Raw genomic sequence first — 14,943 nt, 5'->3', positions numbered from 1 at the left:
CGGCTCGCGACGACCGTGACGGTCAGCGCGGGTCGCCGCTCGTCGTCTCCGCCGCGACCGGCTCGGGCGGCACGATCGTGTGCGAGAACGACGCCGCGGCCGCCACGGCCTCGAACTGACCCGAGTTCCGGCGCACGCGACGCGCGACGAGGAAGACGAGCCCGATGCCGAGCACGCACCAGATGCCCATCGAGATCGACGACCACGAGAACGCCTGCGCGAGGGCCGCGGAGTCCGAGGCACCGTCGGCGAGCTGTCGGGCGTTGACCCCGCTGTAGACCGACGCGACGATCGCCGTCATCACCGCCGCGCCCACGTAGCGCGCCATGTTCGACACGCCCGATGCCGCCCCGACCTCGCGCGGCTCGACGCTCGAGGTCGACAGCGACGAGCACGGGCCGTTCTGCAGGCTCATGCCCGCAGCGACGCCGACGAGCGGCAGCACGAACATGCCGTACCCCCAGGAATCGGTGACGAACGCGAGCACCGCGAACGAGGCCGACATGATCACGAAGCCGAGCACGATCGTCACGCGAACGCCGATGCGACCCACGATCGGCGTGATGAGCGGTGAGAGCACGACGGCCGCGGCCGCGACGGGCAGCGTCGCGAGCCCCGCCTGGAAGGCGTCCATCTGCAGTGCAGCCGGGTTCTGGAAGTAGAGGCTGACGACGTACATGATGCCGTTCACGGTCCCCGAGCCGAGCAGGATCGAGAGCGTCGCGCCCACGAGCACCGCGTTGCGCAGCAGCTTCAGGTCGAGCAGCGGTGCGGCGACGCGGCGTTCGACGACCACGAACCCGATGGCTGCGGCGACGGTGATGGCGAAGCATCCGATCGTCTGCCAGGAGAGCCAACCCCACGCGGTGCCGTTCGTGAGCGCGAAGATGAGGGGCGCCAGTGTCGCGGCGATGAGCACGGAACCGACGAGGTCGATCGAGCGCGGCTTCGTCGGGTCCGAGGACTCCTTCACGCCGATGAGGGTGATCGGGATGCACACCGCGGCGATCGCGGCGTCGATCCAGAACAGGCCCTGCCAGCCGAGCGTCGAAGCGAGCAAACCGCCCACGAGCGGGCCCGCCGCCGCGCCCACCGCGGATGCCGCGCCCCACAGCGTGACCGCGCGCAACTGCTCCTTGCCGGTGTTCGCCGCCGAGAGGAGGCTCATGCCGCACGCGAGGATCGTCGCTCCCGCCGCGCCCTGGATGCATCGGCCCGCGATGACGCCGACGCCTTCCTGCGACAGGGCGATGAGCACGCACGACGCGATGAAGAGCACGAGGCCCCAGAAGAAGATGCGACGCCTGCCGAAGACGTCGCCGAGCGAACCCGACGTGACGATCACGGCTGCGCCCACGAGCGAGTACCCGGTCACCGCCCATTGCAGCGTGTCGGTCGGCGTTCCCGTGTCGGCCGAGATCGCCGGGATCAGGATCGACACCGCCGACGTGTTCGCATTGACCACCAGCGCCGACACGCACGTCGCGATCAGCGCGGCGAGCGCCGCCCGCTTGGCCGCAGCCGTCGCGGCGGAGCCGGCGACATCCACCGTTTCCCCCATGCGCTGTTCCTACCACCGGGCGGAGGGCGTGGACAAGAGGCGCGCGCAACGCCGCCGGGCGCCGAGAATGGGAGCGTGACCGAACCCGCCGACTTCGTCGACCGCACGCTGCGGTACGAGGGCGACGAGTACCGTGCCGACGACGTGCGCGAGCAGCTCGGGCTCGACTCCTACGGCGCCTCGGTCGGCGCGGTGCGCGGCACGATCCGCGACGTGGGCAACCGCTACCGCGGGCTCGACCACGATGCGATCACCGCGCTCGCCTCGGAGCTCTGGTCGGTGCCGGTCTTCGAGCGGCGCCTCGCCGCCGTCGTGCTGCTGCAGCGCAACGTGCGGATGCTCGGCAACGGCGACCTCACCCGCATCGAGGGGTTCCTGCGCGAGGCATCCGTCGACGCCCTCATCGAGCCGCTGATCGCCGACGTGCTGCGACCGCTCATCGGCGGGCTCGGCGCCGGCTCCCGTCGCCGGGCCGACGGCGTGCTCGCCCGCTGGGCCGACGATCCGTCGCGGGCGCTCCGCAGAGCGGCTCGCGAGGCCATGGGCGGAGCCTGACCGCCACGGGGAATCCGACCCTCGCCTGCGGCGACGCGCGTATGCCAGACTTCGTCGAACGGGGAGGGTCGCATGGCGAGCACTGGCGACATCAACCGGCCGCGCAGGGCCGCCGGACTGGTTCCGATCGCGGGCTGGATCCGCGGCTACGATCGCCGCTGGCTTCGCGGCGACCTGATCGCCGGAGTGACGGTCGCGGCGTTGATCGTGCCGAAGAACCTCGGCTACGCGGGCATCGCCGGCATCCCGCTGCAGAACGGGCTCTACGCGGCAGCGGCGGGCGCGCTCCTCTACGGGATCTTCGGCACGAGTCGCCAGATCTCCATGGGTCCGAGCTCAGCGCTCGCCGCTGTGGCCGCCAGCGCCGTGATCGCGACGGGGCTCACCGACGAGGCGGACATCGCGTCGTTCGTGGCGGGCATCACCCTCGCCTCCGGGGTGCTCTTCCTGCTCCTGTTCGTGCTCAGGATGGGCTGGATCGCGCAGTTCCTCTCACGGGCGGTCGTGACCGGCTTCCTGTTCGGCGCCGCCGTCGACGTGGTCATCTCCGAGCTCCCGAAGCTCACCGGCACCGAGGCAGACGGCTCGAACGCGCTCCAGGAGCTGTGGTCGTGGTTCGGCACCCTCGGCGAGACGCACCCGACCACGCTCATCGTCGGCGCCGTGTCGCTCGTCGTGGTCTTCGGCGTCGGCCGGGTCGCGCCCCGCCTGCCCGGCGCGCTGGTGCTCGTGGTCGGCGGCCTGCTGGCCTCGTGGCTCCTCGATCTCGGCGAGCGCGGGGTCGCGCTCGTCGGCGACGTGCCGCGGGGGCTGCCGGCGTTCACCCTCCCCGACCTCGGCCTGATGTGGGACAACGCGGCGACGGTGGGGATCGCGGCGGTCGCGCTCGTGCTGATCGGCTTCTCGCAGACCGCCGGCGACGCGAGGATGTTCGCCGCCAAGCACCGCTACCAGGTCGACATCGACCAGGAGTCGATCGCGCAGGGCATGGCCAACGCCGGGGCAGGTTTCTTCCAGGGCATGCCGGTCTCGACGAGCCTGTCCGCGAGCTCGCTCAACGACCACTCAGGCGCACGCACCGGGCTGGCGTCGATCACGTCGGGCGTCACCGTGCTCCTGACGCTGCTGATCCTGGCGCCGCTCTTCTCCGGCCTGCCCAAGCCCGTCCTCGCCGCGCTCATCATCGAGGCGGTCGTGATGGGCATGATCAACCTTCCCGAGATGCGCCGACTCCTCCGGGTCCAGCCGTTCGACTTCTGGATCGCCGTCGCCGCCATCGTCGGCACGCTGGCGTTCGGCGTCCTCGCCGGGGTCATGATCGGCATCGGGCTGTCGATCGTCTGGCTCATCGGCGTCGCCACGCACCCGAACATCGCGACCCTCGCGCGGGAGCCGGGCACCCAGGTGTTCCGAGACGTGAGCGAGCACCCGGCCGACGAGCGTGTGCCCGGGGTCGTCGTGATCCGCATGGACGGCGGCCTGTTCTTCGCGACCTCCGACGCCCTGGAAGACCGCATCCGCGAGATCATCCACTCGACGCCCGACCTCACCGGGATCGTCCTCGACTGCGGCGGCATCAACTTCATCGACTCGCAGGGATGCGCGAAGTTCAGCGACATCGTTGAGCTCGCGAAGGACTCCGAGGTCACCCTCCGCCTCGCCAGGGTGAAGCAGGTCGTGCGCGCCACGCTCGCGCGGGACGGCGTGCTGGAGCGCCTCGGCCCCGACCGGATCCACGGCAACGTCGACCGCGCGGTCACGGCGCAGCTCGAGCACCCGGGGCGTCCCTCGGATGCCGGCGGCACGACCGACGGTTGAGTGGCGATCCGCCCGTCCGGCGAAGTGTGATCGCTCCGCGTGCCCACAGACGATGAGGGGTGGATGCCACGTGGCATCCACCCCTCACGTCGGAAGGCCGCAGGACCTAGAAGTCCCAGTCCTCGTCTTCGGTGACCACGGCCTTGCCGATGACGTACGACGAGCCCGACCCCGAGAAGAAGTCGTGGTTCTCGTCGGCGTTCGGCGAGAGCGCCGACAGGATCGCCGGGTTCACGTCGGTGACCTGCTTGGGGAACATCGGCTCGTAGCCGAGGTTCATGAGGGCCTTGTTCGCGTTGTAATGCAGGAACTTCTTGACGTCCTCCGTCAGGCCGACGCCGTCGTAGAGGTCCTGCGTGTACTGCACCTCGTTGTCGTAGAGCTCGTAGAGCAGCGAGAAGGTGTAGTCCTTCAGCTCGTCGCGCTCGGCCTGCGAGATGCGCTCGAGGCCCTTCTGGAACTTGTAGCCGATGTAGTACCCGTGCACGGCCTCGTCGCGGATGATGAGGCGGATCAGGTCGGCCGTGTTGGTGAGCTTCGCCCGGCTCGACCAGTACATGGGCAGGTAGAAGCCCGAGTAGAACAGGAAGCTCTCGAGCAGCGTCGAAGCGACCTTGCGCTTCAGCGGCGAGTCGCCCTGGTAGTACTCCATGACGATCGCGGCCTTCTTCTGAAGGTTCTCGTTCTCGACCGACCAGCGGAAGGCATCGTCGATCTCCTTCGTCGAGCAGAGCGTCGAGAAGATCGACGAGTAGCTCTTGGCGTGCACCGACTCCATGAACGCGATGTTCGTGTAGACGGCCTCCTCGTGGGGGGTGATCGCATCGGGGATGAGCGAGACCGCGCCGACCGTGCCCTGGATCGTGTCGAGCAGGGTGAGACCGGTGAACACGCGCATCGTGAGGGTCTGCTCCTCGGGCGTCAGCGTGTTCCACGACTGGATGTCGTTCGACAGCGGCACCTTCTCGGGCAGCCAGAAGTTGTTCACCAGGCGGTTCCAGACCTCGAGGTCCTTGTCGTCCTGGATGCGGTTCCAGTTGATCGCGTTGACGTGGTCGACGAGCTTCAGCTTGCCGCCGACGTGCGCCGGGTCGTTGCTGGCCGAGTTGACCGGATCGGTGAGGGTCATTGCTGTTCCTTCAAGAAATGGGCGGATGCCGCGTGGCTGATGGGTCTCGATGCGCTTCGCTACTCGACCGGCGTCAGAGCATGCAGCTGACGCACTCCGTCATGTCCGTGCCCTCCAGCGCGAGCTGGCGGAGGCGGATGTAGTAGATCGTCTTGATGCCCTTCTTCCACGCGTAGATCTGCGCGCGGTTGATGTCGCGGGTCGTCGCCGTGTCCTTGAAGAACAGGGTGAGCGAGAGGCCCTGGTCGACGTGCTGCGTCGCCGCGGCGTAGGTGTCGATGACCTTCTCGTAGCCGATCTCGTACGCGTCCTGGTAGTACTCCAGGTTGTCGTTCGTCATGAACGCCGCCGGGTAGTAGACGCGCCCGAGCTTGCCCTCCTTGCGGATCTCGATCTTCGAGGCGATCGGGTGGATCGACGCCGTCGAGTTGTTGATGTACGAGATCGAGCCGGTCGGCGGCACCGCCTGCAGGTTCTGGTTGTAGATGCCGTGCTCCTGGATGGAGGCCTTGAGCTCCTGCCAGTCCTGCTGCGTCGGGATGTGCACACCGGCGTCGGCGAAGAGCTGCGTGACCTTCGCGGTCTCGGGCACCCACGCGGCATCCGTGTACTTGTCGAAGAACTCGCCCGACGCGTACTTCGAGTCGGCGAAGCCCTCGAAGGTCTCGCCGCGCTCGATCGAGATCTTGTTCGACGCGCGCAGCGCGTGGAACAGGACCGTGTAGAAGTAGATGTTCGTGAAGTCGATGCCCTCGTCGCTGCCGTAGAAGATGCGCTCGCGGGCGAGGTAGCCGTGCAGGTTCATCTGGCCGAGGCCGATGGCGTGCGACTTGTCGTTGCCGTCTTCGATGGATCGGACCGAGGAGATGTGGCTCTGGTTCGACACCGAGGTGAGGCCGCGGATCGCCGTCTCGACGGTCTTGCCGAAGTCGGGCGCGTCCATCGTGAGGGCGATGTTCAGCGAACCGAGGTTGCAGCTGATGTCCTTGCCGATCTGGTCGTACGAGAGGTCTTCGTTGTACGTCGTCGGCGTGTTCACCTGCAGGATCTCGCTGCAGAGGTTCGACATGTTGATGCGGCCCTTGATCGGGTTCGCCTTGTTCACCGTGTCCTCGAACACGATGTAGGGGTAGCCCGACTCGAACTGGATCTCGGCGATCGTCTGGAAGAACTCGCGCGCGTTGATCTTCGTCTTCTTGATGCGCGGGTTGTCGACCATCTCGCGGTAGTGCTCGGTGATCGGCACGTCGCCGAAGGGCTTGCCGTAGACCTTCTCGACGTCGTACGGCGAGAACAGGTACATGTCCTCGTTGTTCTTCGCGAGCTCGAAGGTGATGTCGGGCACGACGACGCCGAGCGACAGCGTCTTGATGCGGATCTTCTCGTCGGCGTTCTCGCGCTTCGTGTCGAGGAACCGCATGATGTCGGGGTGGTGGGCCGAGAGGTACACCGCGCCGGCGCCCTGGCGGGCACCCAGCTGGTTGGCGTAGCTGAAGCTGTCTTCGAGGAGCTTCATCACGGGGATGATGCCCGAGGACTGGTTCTCGATCTGCTTGATCGGGGCGCCCGACTCGCGCACGTTCGAGAGGAGGAGGGCCACGCCGCCGCCGCGCTTGGAGAGCTGCAGTGCCGAGTTGATGCCGCGGGCGATCGACTCCATGTTGTCTTCGATGCGGAGGAGGAAGCAGCTGACGAGCTCGCCGCGCTGCGCCTTGCCCGTGTTGAGGAAGGTCGGGGTCGCCGGCTGGAAGCGGCCGCCGATGATCTCCTCCACGAGGTCGATCGCGAGCTGCTCGTCACCCTGCGCGAGGCCGAGCGCGGTCATCACGACACGGTCCTCGAAGCGCTCGAGGTAACGCTTGCCGTCGAAGGTCTTCAGCGTGTAGCTCGTGTAGTACTTGAACGCGCCGAGGAACGTCTCGAAGCGGAACTTCTTCGAGTACGCGAGGTCGTTGAGCTTCTGGATGAACGCGAAGTCGTACTGCGCGATGACCTCGGGCTCGTAGTACTCCTTCTCGACGAGGTAGTCGAGGCGCTCCTTCAGCGAGTGGAAGAAGACCGTGTTCTGGTTGACGTGCTGGAGGAAGTACTCGCGCGCCGCCTCGCGGTCCTTGTCGAACTGGATCTCGCCGTTCGGACCGTACAGGTTCAGCATCGCGTTGAGCGAGTGATAGTCCATCGCCGTGCGCGGCGCCTCCATGAGGGCTACGCCGTCCGTTGCTGCTGCTGACTTCGCCAAAATGCGTCCAATCCATCAGTGACGGCGCGAACGTCGTCTGGGGTTCCGAATACTTCGAAGCGGTAGAGGTGCGGCACCCCGGTCTTCGCGGCGATGATGTCGCCGGCCAGACCGAAGGCCGACCCGAAGTTGGTGTTGCCTGCGCTGATCACGCCTCGGATGAGTGCGCGATTGCGCTCGTCGTTGAGAAATCTGATGACCTGCTTCGGCACGGCGCCTTTGCCGTCACCGCCGCCGTAGGTCGGCACGACGAGCACGTAGGGCTCGTCGGCTTCGAGAGCCGGCTCGCGGGCATGCAGCGGAATCCGCGCAGCCGGGCGGCCGAGCTTCTCGATGAAGCGCTTGGTGTTGCCCGAGACGCTCGAGAAGTAGACCAGGTTCGTCATGATCTTCTCCTTCGCGTTCCGGTTCACTCCCCCGAGCTCACCGGTCGCGATTACGCGAGACGCGAGGCGAGCTCGTTGATCTTGTCGGGGCGGAAGCCCGACCAGTGGTCTTCGTCGGTGATCACGACGGGGGCCTGCAGGTAGCCGAGTTCCTTGACCTGGGCGAGCGCGTTCTCGTCGACTGAGAGGTCGAGCACCTCGTACTCGATCCCCTTGCTGTCGAGGGCGCGATACGTCGCGTTGCACTGGACGCAGGAAGGCTTCGTGTAGACCGTGACCGTCATGGTTTTCCCCTCGTTCTCGGGCCCTGGAGGACCCGTCCCCCGTGTTGCTGATTGACTACCTCAATACTACATCTAGTGTCTGCCGAACTGAACCGCCACAACATGATGTAGTTACATTCATGTAGTTATCCACGGGGTTATCCACCGATTGTGAACAACGGATGTCGCGATGATCGGCCTGTTTGCTGGGGTGTCGTGCGGTTATCCACAGACGGGCGAAATCGAGATCGCACGGCTGTGGATGAACACCCCGGCGTGTCGCGATGCACGACACTTGGGGGCCCTCGAATGCCACCACCCCTACATATGGTGTTGTAACCCCCACGATGCCACTACCCACCGACATCGCCGGGCATCGGGCGAGCGTGTCGCCGCGGGGCGCGACGGCAGCAGCACGGCGGATGCCACGGGGTCGGCCCCGTGGCATCCGCCGTACTGGATCGGTCAGGCCTTCGCGGCCTTCGCCGCCGCCTTCGCGGCCTGCTTCGAGGCGCGCACCTTCGCGAGCGACTCGGGGCTCACGATGTCGGCCACCGAGGCGAACGACCCCTCGTCGCCGTAGGCGCCGGCCGCCTCGCGCCAGCCCGGTGCCTCGAGCCCGCACTGCTTGCCGAGGAGCGCGAGGAAGATCCTCGCCTTCTGCTCGCCGAAGCCCGGCAGTGCCTTCAGCCGCTTCAGCACCTCGGCGCCGCTGGGCTCGCCCCTCGTCCAGATGGCGGCCGCGTCGCCGCCCCAGTCGTCGCGCACGGCCGCCGCGAGCGCCTGCACCCGCCCCGCCATCGACCCCGGGAACCGGTGCACGGCCGGGGTCTGTTTGAACACCTCGGCGAAACGCTCGGGGTCGGTCGCAGCGATCTCGCCGGCGTCGATCGTGCCGAGCCGCTCGCGGATCTTCTCGGGCCCGGCGAAGGCGGTCTCCATCGCGACCTGCTGATCGAGCAGCATGCCCGTGAGCAGCGCGAACGCGTCGTTCGAGAGCAGCTCGTCGGCCGCCCGGTCCCCCGTGATGTGCAATGCCATGCCGTTCATCCTCCCACCGACCGGCCCGGGCGGCCACGGGGTGCGGATGTCGGCCGACAGTGCTGGAATGGGCCCGAGCCCGCAACGCCCTGCACTGCGAACCCGAGATCCGAACGATTCCAATCCAGCTGATCAACGGAGGAGATTCAATGGCACTCGCGATGGACGTCAAGATCGAACTCATCCACGTCCCCGTCACCGATATCGACCGCGCGAAGGCGTTCTACGTCGACCAATGCGGCTTCAACGCCGACCACGACCAGCGCGTCAGCGACACGATGCGCTTCGTGCAGGTCACGCCGCCCGGCTCCGCCTGCTCGATCGCCTTCGGCGAGGGCATCGGCGGCACGATCGAGCCGGGCGCCCTCGACGTGATCCAGGCCGTCGTCGCCGACGCCGACGCGGCGCTCGAGCAGCTGCGCGCAGCCGGCGTCGACGCGCAGGGGGTCGACGAGCAGGCGTGGGGGCGGTTCGTCACCTTCGCCGACCCCGACGGCAACCGGTGGACCCTGCAGCAGCTGCCCGACTGGTCGCAGCAGGCGCAGTGAACACGGCGACGGCCCCCGCTCCGAGGAGCGGGGGCCGTCGTTCCGTGCGTTCGGCAGGTGGGACTAGCCGGCCGCGTTCACGATGTCGAGGAGGTTCGGGTTGTTGGCGTACGCCTCGGCCGCGTTCTCCTTCGTCACGATGACCGGAGCGAGCAGGTACGCCGGCACGACCTTCACGCCGTTGTCGTACTGCTCGGTGTCGTTGACGTCGACCTCTTCGCCCTTCTGGAGCTGCTGGATCATCTTGATCGTCTGCTCCACGAGGAGGTTGGTGTCCTTGTTGATGGTCGAGTACTGCTCACCCGCCATGATCGACTTCACCGACTCGACCTCGGAGTCCTGACCGGTGACGGTCACCTTCGAGATGTCCTTGCCGGCCTGCTTCGTCGAGGTGATGATCGCGCGGGCGAGGTTGTCGTTCGGCGAGAGCACGCCGTCGACGTCCTTGTCCGCGTAGTTCGCGGCGAGCAGCGAGTCCATGCGGCTCTGCGCGTTCTCGGCCTCCCAGCCCTGGGTCGCGGTCTGCGCGATGTCGGTCTGGCCCGAGACGACGACGAGCGTGCCGTCGTCGATCTTGGGCTGGAGGACCTCCATGGCGCCGTTGAAGAACACGGCCGAGTTGGCGTCGTCGGGCGAGCCCGAGAAGAGCTCGATGTTCCACGGCGCCTCGTGGCCCGAACGCGCCGCGAGACCGTCGAGCAGCGCCTGGCCCTGCAGCTTGCCGACCTCGAAGTTGTCGAACGCGACGTAGTAGTCGACGTTCTCGGTGTTCTCGATCAGGCGGTCGTAGGCGATGATCTTGACGCCGGCGTCCGCCGCCTGCTGCAGCTGCGTGCCGAGCTGCTTGCCGTCCTTCGCGCCGATGACGATGACCTTCGCGCCGTTGGTGACCATCGACGAGATCTGGTTCTGCTGCTCGGCGACGGTGTTCGAGGCGGGGGCGTACTGCACGTCGCCCTTGAACCCGGCGTCGGCGAGGCCGTCCTCGAAGAGGCCGCCCGCGAGCACCCAGTTCTCACTGGTCTTGTCGGGGAGGGCGACGCCGATCGTGGCGTCGGCGGCGAAACCCGCTGAGCCGGACTCGTCGCCGCCGGTCGAACCGCCGCGGTCGGACGAGCAGCCCGCGAGCGCGAGCGCCGCGACCGCTGCGACCGCTGCGGCCGCAAGAGTGAGCTTCTTCATTGATCATTCACTTTCTTGTTGGGATTGCTGACTTCTCTTGGAGGGGAAGGGTTGGGTGGATGCCACGCGGTCGACGCGGAGGCATCCGTTCTCGCTCAGCGGGGCAGATCGCTCGGCTGGGAGGACTCGTTGGACACGAACGTCGGAGCGACCGCCGGGGCTTCGACCGGCCCCTCGGACTCGAGCTTCGCCTTGCGGCGGTTCGACCAGATGCCGAAGATCGACGGGCCGCCCTGGCGCTTCGACCACACGTCGACGGCCACCGCGAGCAGGAGCACGAGGCCCTTGATGATCTGGACGACGTCGGCGCCGGCGCCGATGAGCTGGAGGCCGTTGTTGAGGAACGCCATCACGAGACCACCGACGATCGAGCCGATCACGGTGCCGATGCCGCCCGAGACGGCGGCGCCGCCGATGAATACGGCCGCGATCGCGTCGAGCTCCCAGCCGTTGCCGTCCTGCGGGCCCGAGGCCGTCGAGCGGGCGACGAAGATCATGCCCGCGAGGGCGGCGAGCACCGACATGTTCATCATGACGAAGAAGTCGACCCGGCGGTCCTTCACGCCCGAGAGCGTGGCCGCGAGGCGGTTGCCGCCGACCGCGTAGATGTGGCGGCCGAAGATCGTGTTGTTCGTGACGAACGAGTAGACGATCACGAGGACGACGAGGATGATGCCCGAGATCGGGAAGCTCGTGCCGGGGCGGCCGGTCGCGAACAGCCACGCGGCCCAGAGGATCACACCGGCGAGCACGACCACCTTGACGATGCTCACCCAGACGGGCGCCATCTCGGAGCCGAGCTTCTTCTGCGCGCGGCGCAGTCGGAACTCGTTCCAGACGATCCACCCGGCGCCGAGCACGCCGAGCACCATCGTGAGCACGTTGAAGGCCAGCGGCAGTGCGAGCTCGGGCAGGTAGCCGGCGCCGATGACGCCGAACTCCTGGGGCACGGGGGTGGTCGTCGACTGGCCGATGAGCTGGTTGCCGCCGCGGAAGATGAGCATGCCGGCCAGCGTCACGATGAACGCCGGCACCCCGACGAACGCCACCCAGAAGCCCTGCCACGCGCCGATCGCCGCGCCGACCGCGATGCCGAGCACGATCGCGAGCGGCCAGGGCAGGTTCCACTCGGCCATCGACTTCGCCACGATGATGCCCGTGAAGGCCGCCACCGATCCGACCGAGAGGTCGATGTGGCCCATGATGATCACCATCACCATGCCGATCGAGAGGATCAGGATGTAGGAGTACTGGTTGACGACGTTGATCAGGTTCGTCGGCGAGAGCGTGAGCCCGTTCGTCCAGATGGTGAAGATCACGATGATGACGATGAGGCTGCCGAGGATGCCGAACTGGCGGAGGCTCGACTGCCCGCCGCCGAAGACCTTGCGGATGTCGGCGAGGCCGCCCTTCTTCTTCTGGGTGCTCGCAGGGGTGCTCGCCGTGCTCATGCGTTCGCCTTCTTCTTCGCCGAGGTCATGCTGCGCATGAGCGCCTCGGGGTTCGCCTCTGATGCGGGGATGTTGTCGGTGATCTGGCCCTCGAAGACCGTGTAGATGCGGTCGGCGATGCCGAGCAGTTCGGGCAGCTCGCTCGAGATGAGGATGACGCCCTTGCCCTGTGCCGCGAGCGACTGGATGATCGTGTAGATCTCGTACTTCGCGCCCACGTCGATGCCGCGGGTCGGCTCGTCGAGGATGAGCAGGTCGGGGTCGGTGAACATCCACTTCGCCAGCACGACCTTCTGCTGGTTGCCGCCCGAGAGCTTCGAGACGCCCGCCTCGACGCTCGGCGTCTTGATGCGCAGCTGCTTGCGGTAGTCCTCCGCGATGCCGAACTCGCGCGAGTCGTCGATGACGCCGCGCTTCGCGATCTTCGAGAGCTTCGCCGCCACGATCGAACGCTTGATCGTGTCGAGGAGGTTGAGGCCGAGCTGCTTGCGGTCCTCGCTCACGTAGGCGAGGCCGTGGTTGATCGCGGCCTCGACGTCCTTCAGGACGATCTCCTTGCCGTCCTTCACGATCGTGCCCGACAGGTAGTTGCCGTAGGAGCGGCCGAAGACGCTCATCGCGAGCTCGGTGCGCCCGGCCCCCATGAGCCCGGCGAGTCCGACGATCTCACCGCGGCGGACGTTGAAGCTCGAGCCCTTGGCGACGAGGCGCTCGGGCACCTGCGGGTGCTGGATCGTCCAGTCCTTCACCTCGAAGAACACGTCGCCGATGTGCGGGGTGCGGTCGGGGAAGCGGCTCTCGAGCGAGCGGCCGACCATGCCGCGGATGATGCGGTCCTCGTCGACCCCGCCGGCCTTCACGTCGAGCGTCTCGATCGTGTGACCGTCGCGGATGATCGTGATCTCGTCGGCGATCTCCTCGATCTCGTTGAGCTTGTGGGAGATGATGATCGCGGTGATCCCCTTGCCCTTGAGGCCGCGGATCAGGTCGAGCAGGTGCTCCGAGTCGTCCTCGTTGAGCGCGGCGGTCGGCTCGTCGAGGATGAGCAGCTTCACGTCCTTCGCGAGCGCCTTCGCGATCTCGACGAGCTGTTGCTTGCCGACGCCGAGGTGCTTGATCTGGGTGTCGGGGTCTTCGTCGAGGCCGACCCGGGCGAGCAGGTCGATGGCCCGGAGCTTCGCCGCGGCCCAGTCGATGCGTCCGCCGCGGGCGATCTCGTTGCCGAGGAAGATGTTCTCGGTGATCGAGAGCTCGGGGATGAGGGCGAGCTCCTGGTGGATGATCGCGATGCCGGCCTGCTCGCTGGCACGGATGTCGCGGAACTGCACCTCCTCGCCGCGGAAGAAGATCTCGCCCGTGTAGGTGCCGTGCGGGTAGACGCCCGACAGCACCTTCATGAGGGTCGACTTGCCGGCGCCGTTCTCGCCGCAGATCGCGTGGACCTCGGCCGGCATCACCGTGAGCGAGACCTCCGACAGGGCCTTCACGCCCGGGAACTCCTTGGTGATGGATCGCATCTCGAGGATCGGCGGCGCGCTCATCGGCGGCCTCTCGGTGCTGCGGTCATCATCGACGGGTACATTCTCGACCTCGGTGTCAGTGGTTCGGGACGTGATGTGACGCGTGTGACCGTTCACATCGAGACCTATGGTGCATCCGACATGCGCCGCTGTCAAGCGCGGGTCGCAACACGGCCGTGCGTCAGGCGCGGGCGAGCGGGCGCCGTACCGGGGCTTCGGCCGTCGAACCGCGCACCACGAGGCGCGGCACGATCTGCTCGACCTCGAGCACCTGCTCGCCGTGCAGCTGGTTCAGGAGCAGCGCGACGGCACGCCTCCCGCTCTCTCGGTGGTCCTGGTACACGGTCGTGAGCGGCGGCCACACGTGCTGCGCCACCGGGATGTCGTCGAAGCCGACGACGCTGATCTCGCCGGGCACGTCGACCCCGCCGTCCCGGAAGGCGTGCATGAGCCCGATCGCCATCTGGTCGTTGGCCGCGAACACCGCCGTGAAGTCGCGGTGGCGCAGTAGCTCCCGGCCGGCGAAGTAGCCGAAGTCGGCGCTCCAGTCGCCGAGGATCGGCGGGTGCAGGTCGAGCTCGGCGTCGCCGATCGCGTCGAGGAACCCGCGCATGCGCGCCTCGGCCTCGATCCAGTCCTGCGGGCCGGCGAGGTGCACGATCTCGCGGTGGCCGAGGTTGATCAGGTGCTGCGTCGCCCGCCGCGCCCCGGTCACCTGGTCGACCGAGAGCGCGAGGTGGTCGCTGCGCCCCGTCGATTGCAGGCTCACGAAGGGAACCCCGACGGGCGAGCCGGCGAGCACCTCGAACACGCGCACCTGCGGGGCGATGACCACGAGCCCCTCGATCGCCTGCAGCATCAGGTGCTCGAGCGCATCGGCGATGCCCTCGGGTGAGGGGTCGGCGATGTTCGCGGTGTTCACGTAGTAGCCGTGCTCGCGCGCCGCGTCCTCGATCGCGGCGATGCTCGTCGCGGGGCCGTACTCGGTGCTCCTGGCGGCGAGCACGCCGATCGTGTGGGAGCGGCTCGTGACGAGCGCCCGGGCGGCGCGGTTCGGCCGGTACTGCAGCGTCTCCATGGCGGCGAGCACGCGGTCGCGGGTCTCGGGCCGGATGCTCGGGTGGTCGTTCAGCACCCGGGAGACGGTCTGATGGGAGACCTCCGCCAGGCGCGCGACATCACGGATGCTGGGCGCCCGCCCCTTGGGAGAATCAGGATTCACTGCCAGACCGATCGACGTCGATGTGCAC

Annotated in this window: 13 protein-coding genes; 3 read left to right on the top strand and 10 right to left on the bottom strand. The window is 67.4% G+C overall.

All coding sequences use genetic code 11. The annotated features are described in order from the left end of the window. Window positions 1-22: 22 nt before the first annotated feature. Entirely contained in the window at window positions 23-1,561 is a 1,539-nt protein-coding gene (locus ACFVTR_RS00765) for an MFS transporter (protein WP_387034109.1), read from the bottom strand. Window positions 1,562-1,636: 75 nt separating this feature from the next. Here ACFVTR_RS00765 and ACFVTR_RS00760 point away from each other — a divergent pair, with 75 nt between their 5' ends. Together ACFVTR_RS00760 and ACFVTR_RS00755 are read left to right on the top strand one after the other, a co-directional pair. Beyond that, window positions 1,637-2,116: a DNA alkylation repair protein gene (locus ACFVTR_RS00760; protein ID WP_387034107.1), complete on the top strand. Its 480-nt coding sequence runs from the start codon at window positions 1,637-1,639 to the stop codon at window positions 2,114-2,116. A 72-nt stretch (window positions 2,117-2,188) separates the two neighbouring features. After that, entirely contained in the window at window positions 2,189-3,934 is a 1,746-nt protein-coding gene (locus ACFVTR_RS00755; protein WP_387034106.1) for a SulP family inorganic anion transporter, read from the top strand. 106 nt (window positions 3,935-4,040) lie between these two features. On the opposite strand, the gene nrdF is transcribed toward ACFVTR_RS00755, so the two are convergent. The 5 genes from nrdF to ACFVTR_RS00730 all read right to left on the bottom strand — a co-directional run bounded on the left by nrdF (window position 4,041) and on the right by ACFVTR_RS00730 (window position 9,001). Then, complete coding sequence (gene nrdF / locus ACFVTR_RS00750; RefSeq protein WP_157425075.1) at window positions 4,041-5,063, bottom strand: class 1b ribonucleoside-diphosphate reductase subunit beta; 1,023 nt, start codon at window positions 5,061-5,063, stop codon at window positions 4,041-4,043. Between the two features lie 73 nt (window positions 5,064-5,136). Further along, entirely contained in the window at window positions 5,137-7,263 is a 2,127-nt protein-coding gene (gene nrdE / locus ACFVTR_RS00745) for a class 1b ribonucleoside-diphosphate reductase subunit alpha (RefSeq protein ID WP_387034105.1), read from the bottom strand. 5 nt (window positions 7,264-7,268) lie between these two features. Beyond that, window positions 7,269-7,688 carry a class Ib ribonucleoside-diphosphate reductase assembly flavoprotein NrdI gene (gene nrdI / locus ACFVTR_RS00740; RefSeq protein WP_376941577.1) on the bottom strand — a complete coding sequence of 140 codons (420 nt, stop codon included), beginning with the start codon at window positions 7,686-7,688 and terminating at the stop codon, window positions 7,269-7,271. 50 nt (window positions 7,689-7,738) lie between these two features. Next, a complete protein-coding gene (gene nrdH, locus ACFVTR_RS00735; protein WP_157425078.1) occupies window positions 7,739-7,972 on the bottom strand; it encodes a glutaredoxin-like protein NrdH in 234 nt (77 codons plus the stop codon). Between the two features lie 444 nt (window positions 7,973-8,416). Further along, complete coding sequence (locus ACFVTR_RS00730) at window positions 8,417-9,001, bottom strand: HhH-GPD-type base excision DNA repair protein (protein WP_387034103.1); 585 nt, start codon at window positions 8,999-9,001, stop codon at window positions 8,417-8,419. A gap of 152 nt (window positions 9,002-9,153) precedes the next feature. On the opposite strand from ACFVTR_RS00730, the gene ACFVTR_RS00725 reads away from it, so the two are divergent. Continuing rightward, window positions 9,154-9,540: a glyoxalase superfamily protein gene (locus ACFVTR_RS00725; RefSeq protein ID WP_376942468.1), complete on the top strand. Its 387-nt coding sequence runs from the start codon at window positions 9,154-9,156 to the stop codon at window positions 9,538-9,540. A gap of 63 nt (window positions 9,541-9,603) precedes the next feature. On the opposite strand, the gene ACFVTR_RS00720 is transcribed toward ACFVTR_RS00725, so the two are convergent. The 4 genes from ACFVTR_RS00720 to ACFVTR_RS00705 form a co-directional block, all read right to left on the bottom strand. Continuing rightward, complete coding sequence (locus ACFVTR_RS00720) at window positions 9,604-10,722, bottom strand: substrate-binding domain-containing protein (RefSeq protein WP_387034101.1); 1,119 nt, start codon at window positions 10,720-10,722, stop codon at window positions 9,604-9,606. A 95-nt stretch (window positions 10,723-10,817) separates the two neighbouring features. Further along, window positions 10,818-12,173 carry a multiple monosaccharide ABC transporter permease gene (gene mmsB, locus ACFVTR_RS00715; RefSeq protein WP_387034099.1) on the bottom strand — a complete coding sequence of 452 codons (1,356 nt, stop codon included), beginning with the start codon at window positions 12,171-12,173 and terminating at the stop codon, window positions 10,818-10,820. Continuing rightward, window positions 12,170-13,714: a multiple monosaccharide ABC transporter ATP-binding protein gene (gene mmsA, locus ACFVTR_RS00710; RefSeq protein WP_387034097.1), complete on the bottom strand. Its 1,545-nt coding sequence runs from the start codon at window positions 13,712-13,714 to the stop codon at window positions 12,170-12,172. Before mmsA ends, mmsB begins: the two co-directional genes overlap by 4 nt. A gap of 160 nt (window positions 13,715-13,874) precedes the next feature. After that, on the bottom strand, window positions 13,875-14,915 hold the full coding sequence (locus tag ACFVTR_RS00705; RefSeq protein WP_376941582.1) for a LacI family DNA-binding transcriptional regulator: 1,041 nt from the start codon (window positions 14,913-14,915) through the stop codon (window positions 13,875-13,877). Between the last annotated feature and the right edge of the window lie 28 nt (window positions 14,916-14,943).

This window comes from Agromyces sp. NPDC058126, from assembly GCF_042884595.1.
In the GTDB taxonomy this organism is placed as follows: Bacteria; Actinomycetota; Actinomycetes; order Actinomycetales; family Microbacteriaceae; genus Agromyces.
The sequence above is the reverse complement of the archived record's forward strand: the minus strand, read 5'-3'. Positions and strand labels throughout refer to the sequence as shown.

Bases quoted from the DNA above. Each gene is read 5' to 3' on its own strand.
- ACFVTR_RS00725 (WP_376942468.1), top strand. From the start codon at position 9,154: ATGGACGTCAAGATCGAACTCATCCACGTCCCCGTCACCGATATCGAC.
- ACFVTR_RS00720 (WP_387034101.1), bottom strand. From the start codon at position 10,722: ATGAAGAAGCTCACTCTTGCGGCCGCAGCGGTCGCAGCGGTCGCGGCG.
- ACFVTR_RS00765 (WP_387034109.1), bottom strand. From the start codon at position 1,561: ATGGGGGAAACGGTGGATGTCGCCGGCTCCGCCGCGACGGCTGCGGCC.
- mmsB (WP_387034099.1), bottom strand. From the start codon at position 12,173: ATGAGCACGGCGAGCACCCCTGCGAGCACCCAGAAGAAGAAGGGCGGC.
- nrdI (WP_376941577.1), bottom strand. From the start codon at position 7,688: ATGACGAACCTGGTCTACTTCTCGAGCGTCTCGGGCAACACCAAGCGC.
- nrdH (WP_157425078.1), bottom strand. From the start codon at position 7,972: ATGACGGTCACGGTCTACACGAAGCCTTCCTGCGTCCAGTGCAACGCG.
- ACFVTR_RS00730 (WP_387034103.1), bottom strand. From the start codon at position 9,001: ATGAACGGCATGGCATTGCACATCACGGGGGACCGGGCGGCCGACGAG.
- mmsA (WP_387034097.1), bottom strand. From the start codon at position 13,714: ATGAGCGCGCCGCCGATCCTCGAGATGCGATCCATCACCAAGGAGTTC.
- ACFVTR_RS00755 (WP_387034106.1), top strand. From the start codon at position 2,189: ATGGCGAGCACTGGCGACATCAACCGGCCGCGCAGGGCCGCCGGACTG.
- nrdE (WP_387034105.1), bottom strand. From the start codon at position 7,263: ATGGAGGCGCCGCGCACGGCGATGGACTATCACTCGCTCAACGCGATG.
- nrdF (WP_157425075.1), bottom strand. From the start codon at position 5,063: ATGACCCTCACCGATCCGGTCAACTCGGCCAGCAACGACCCGGCGCAC.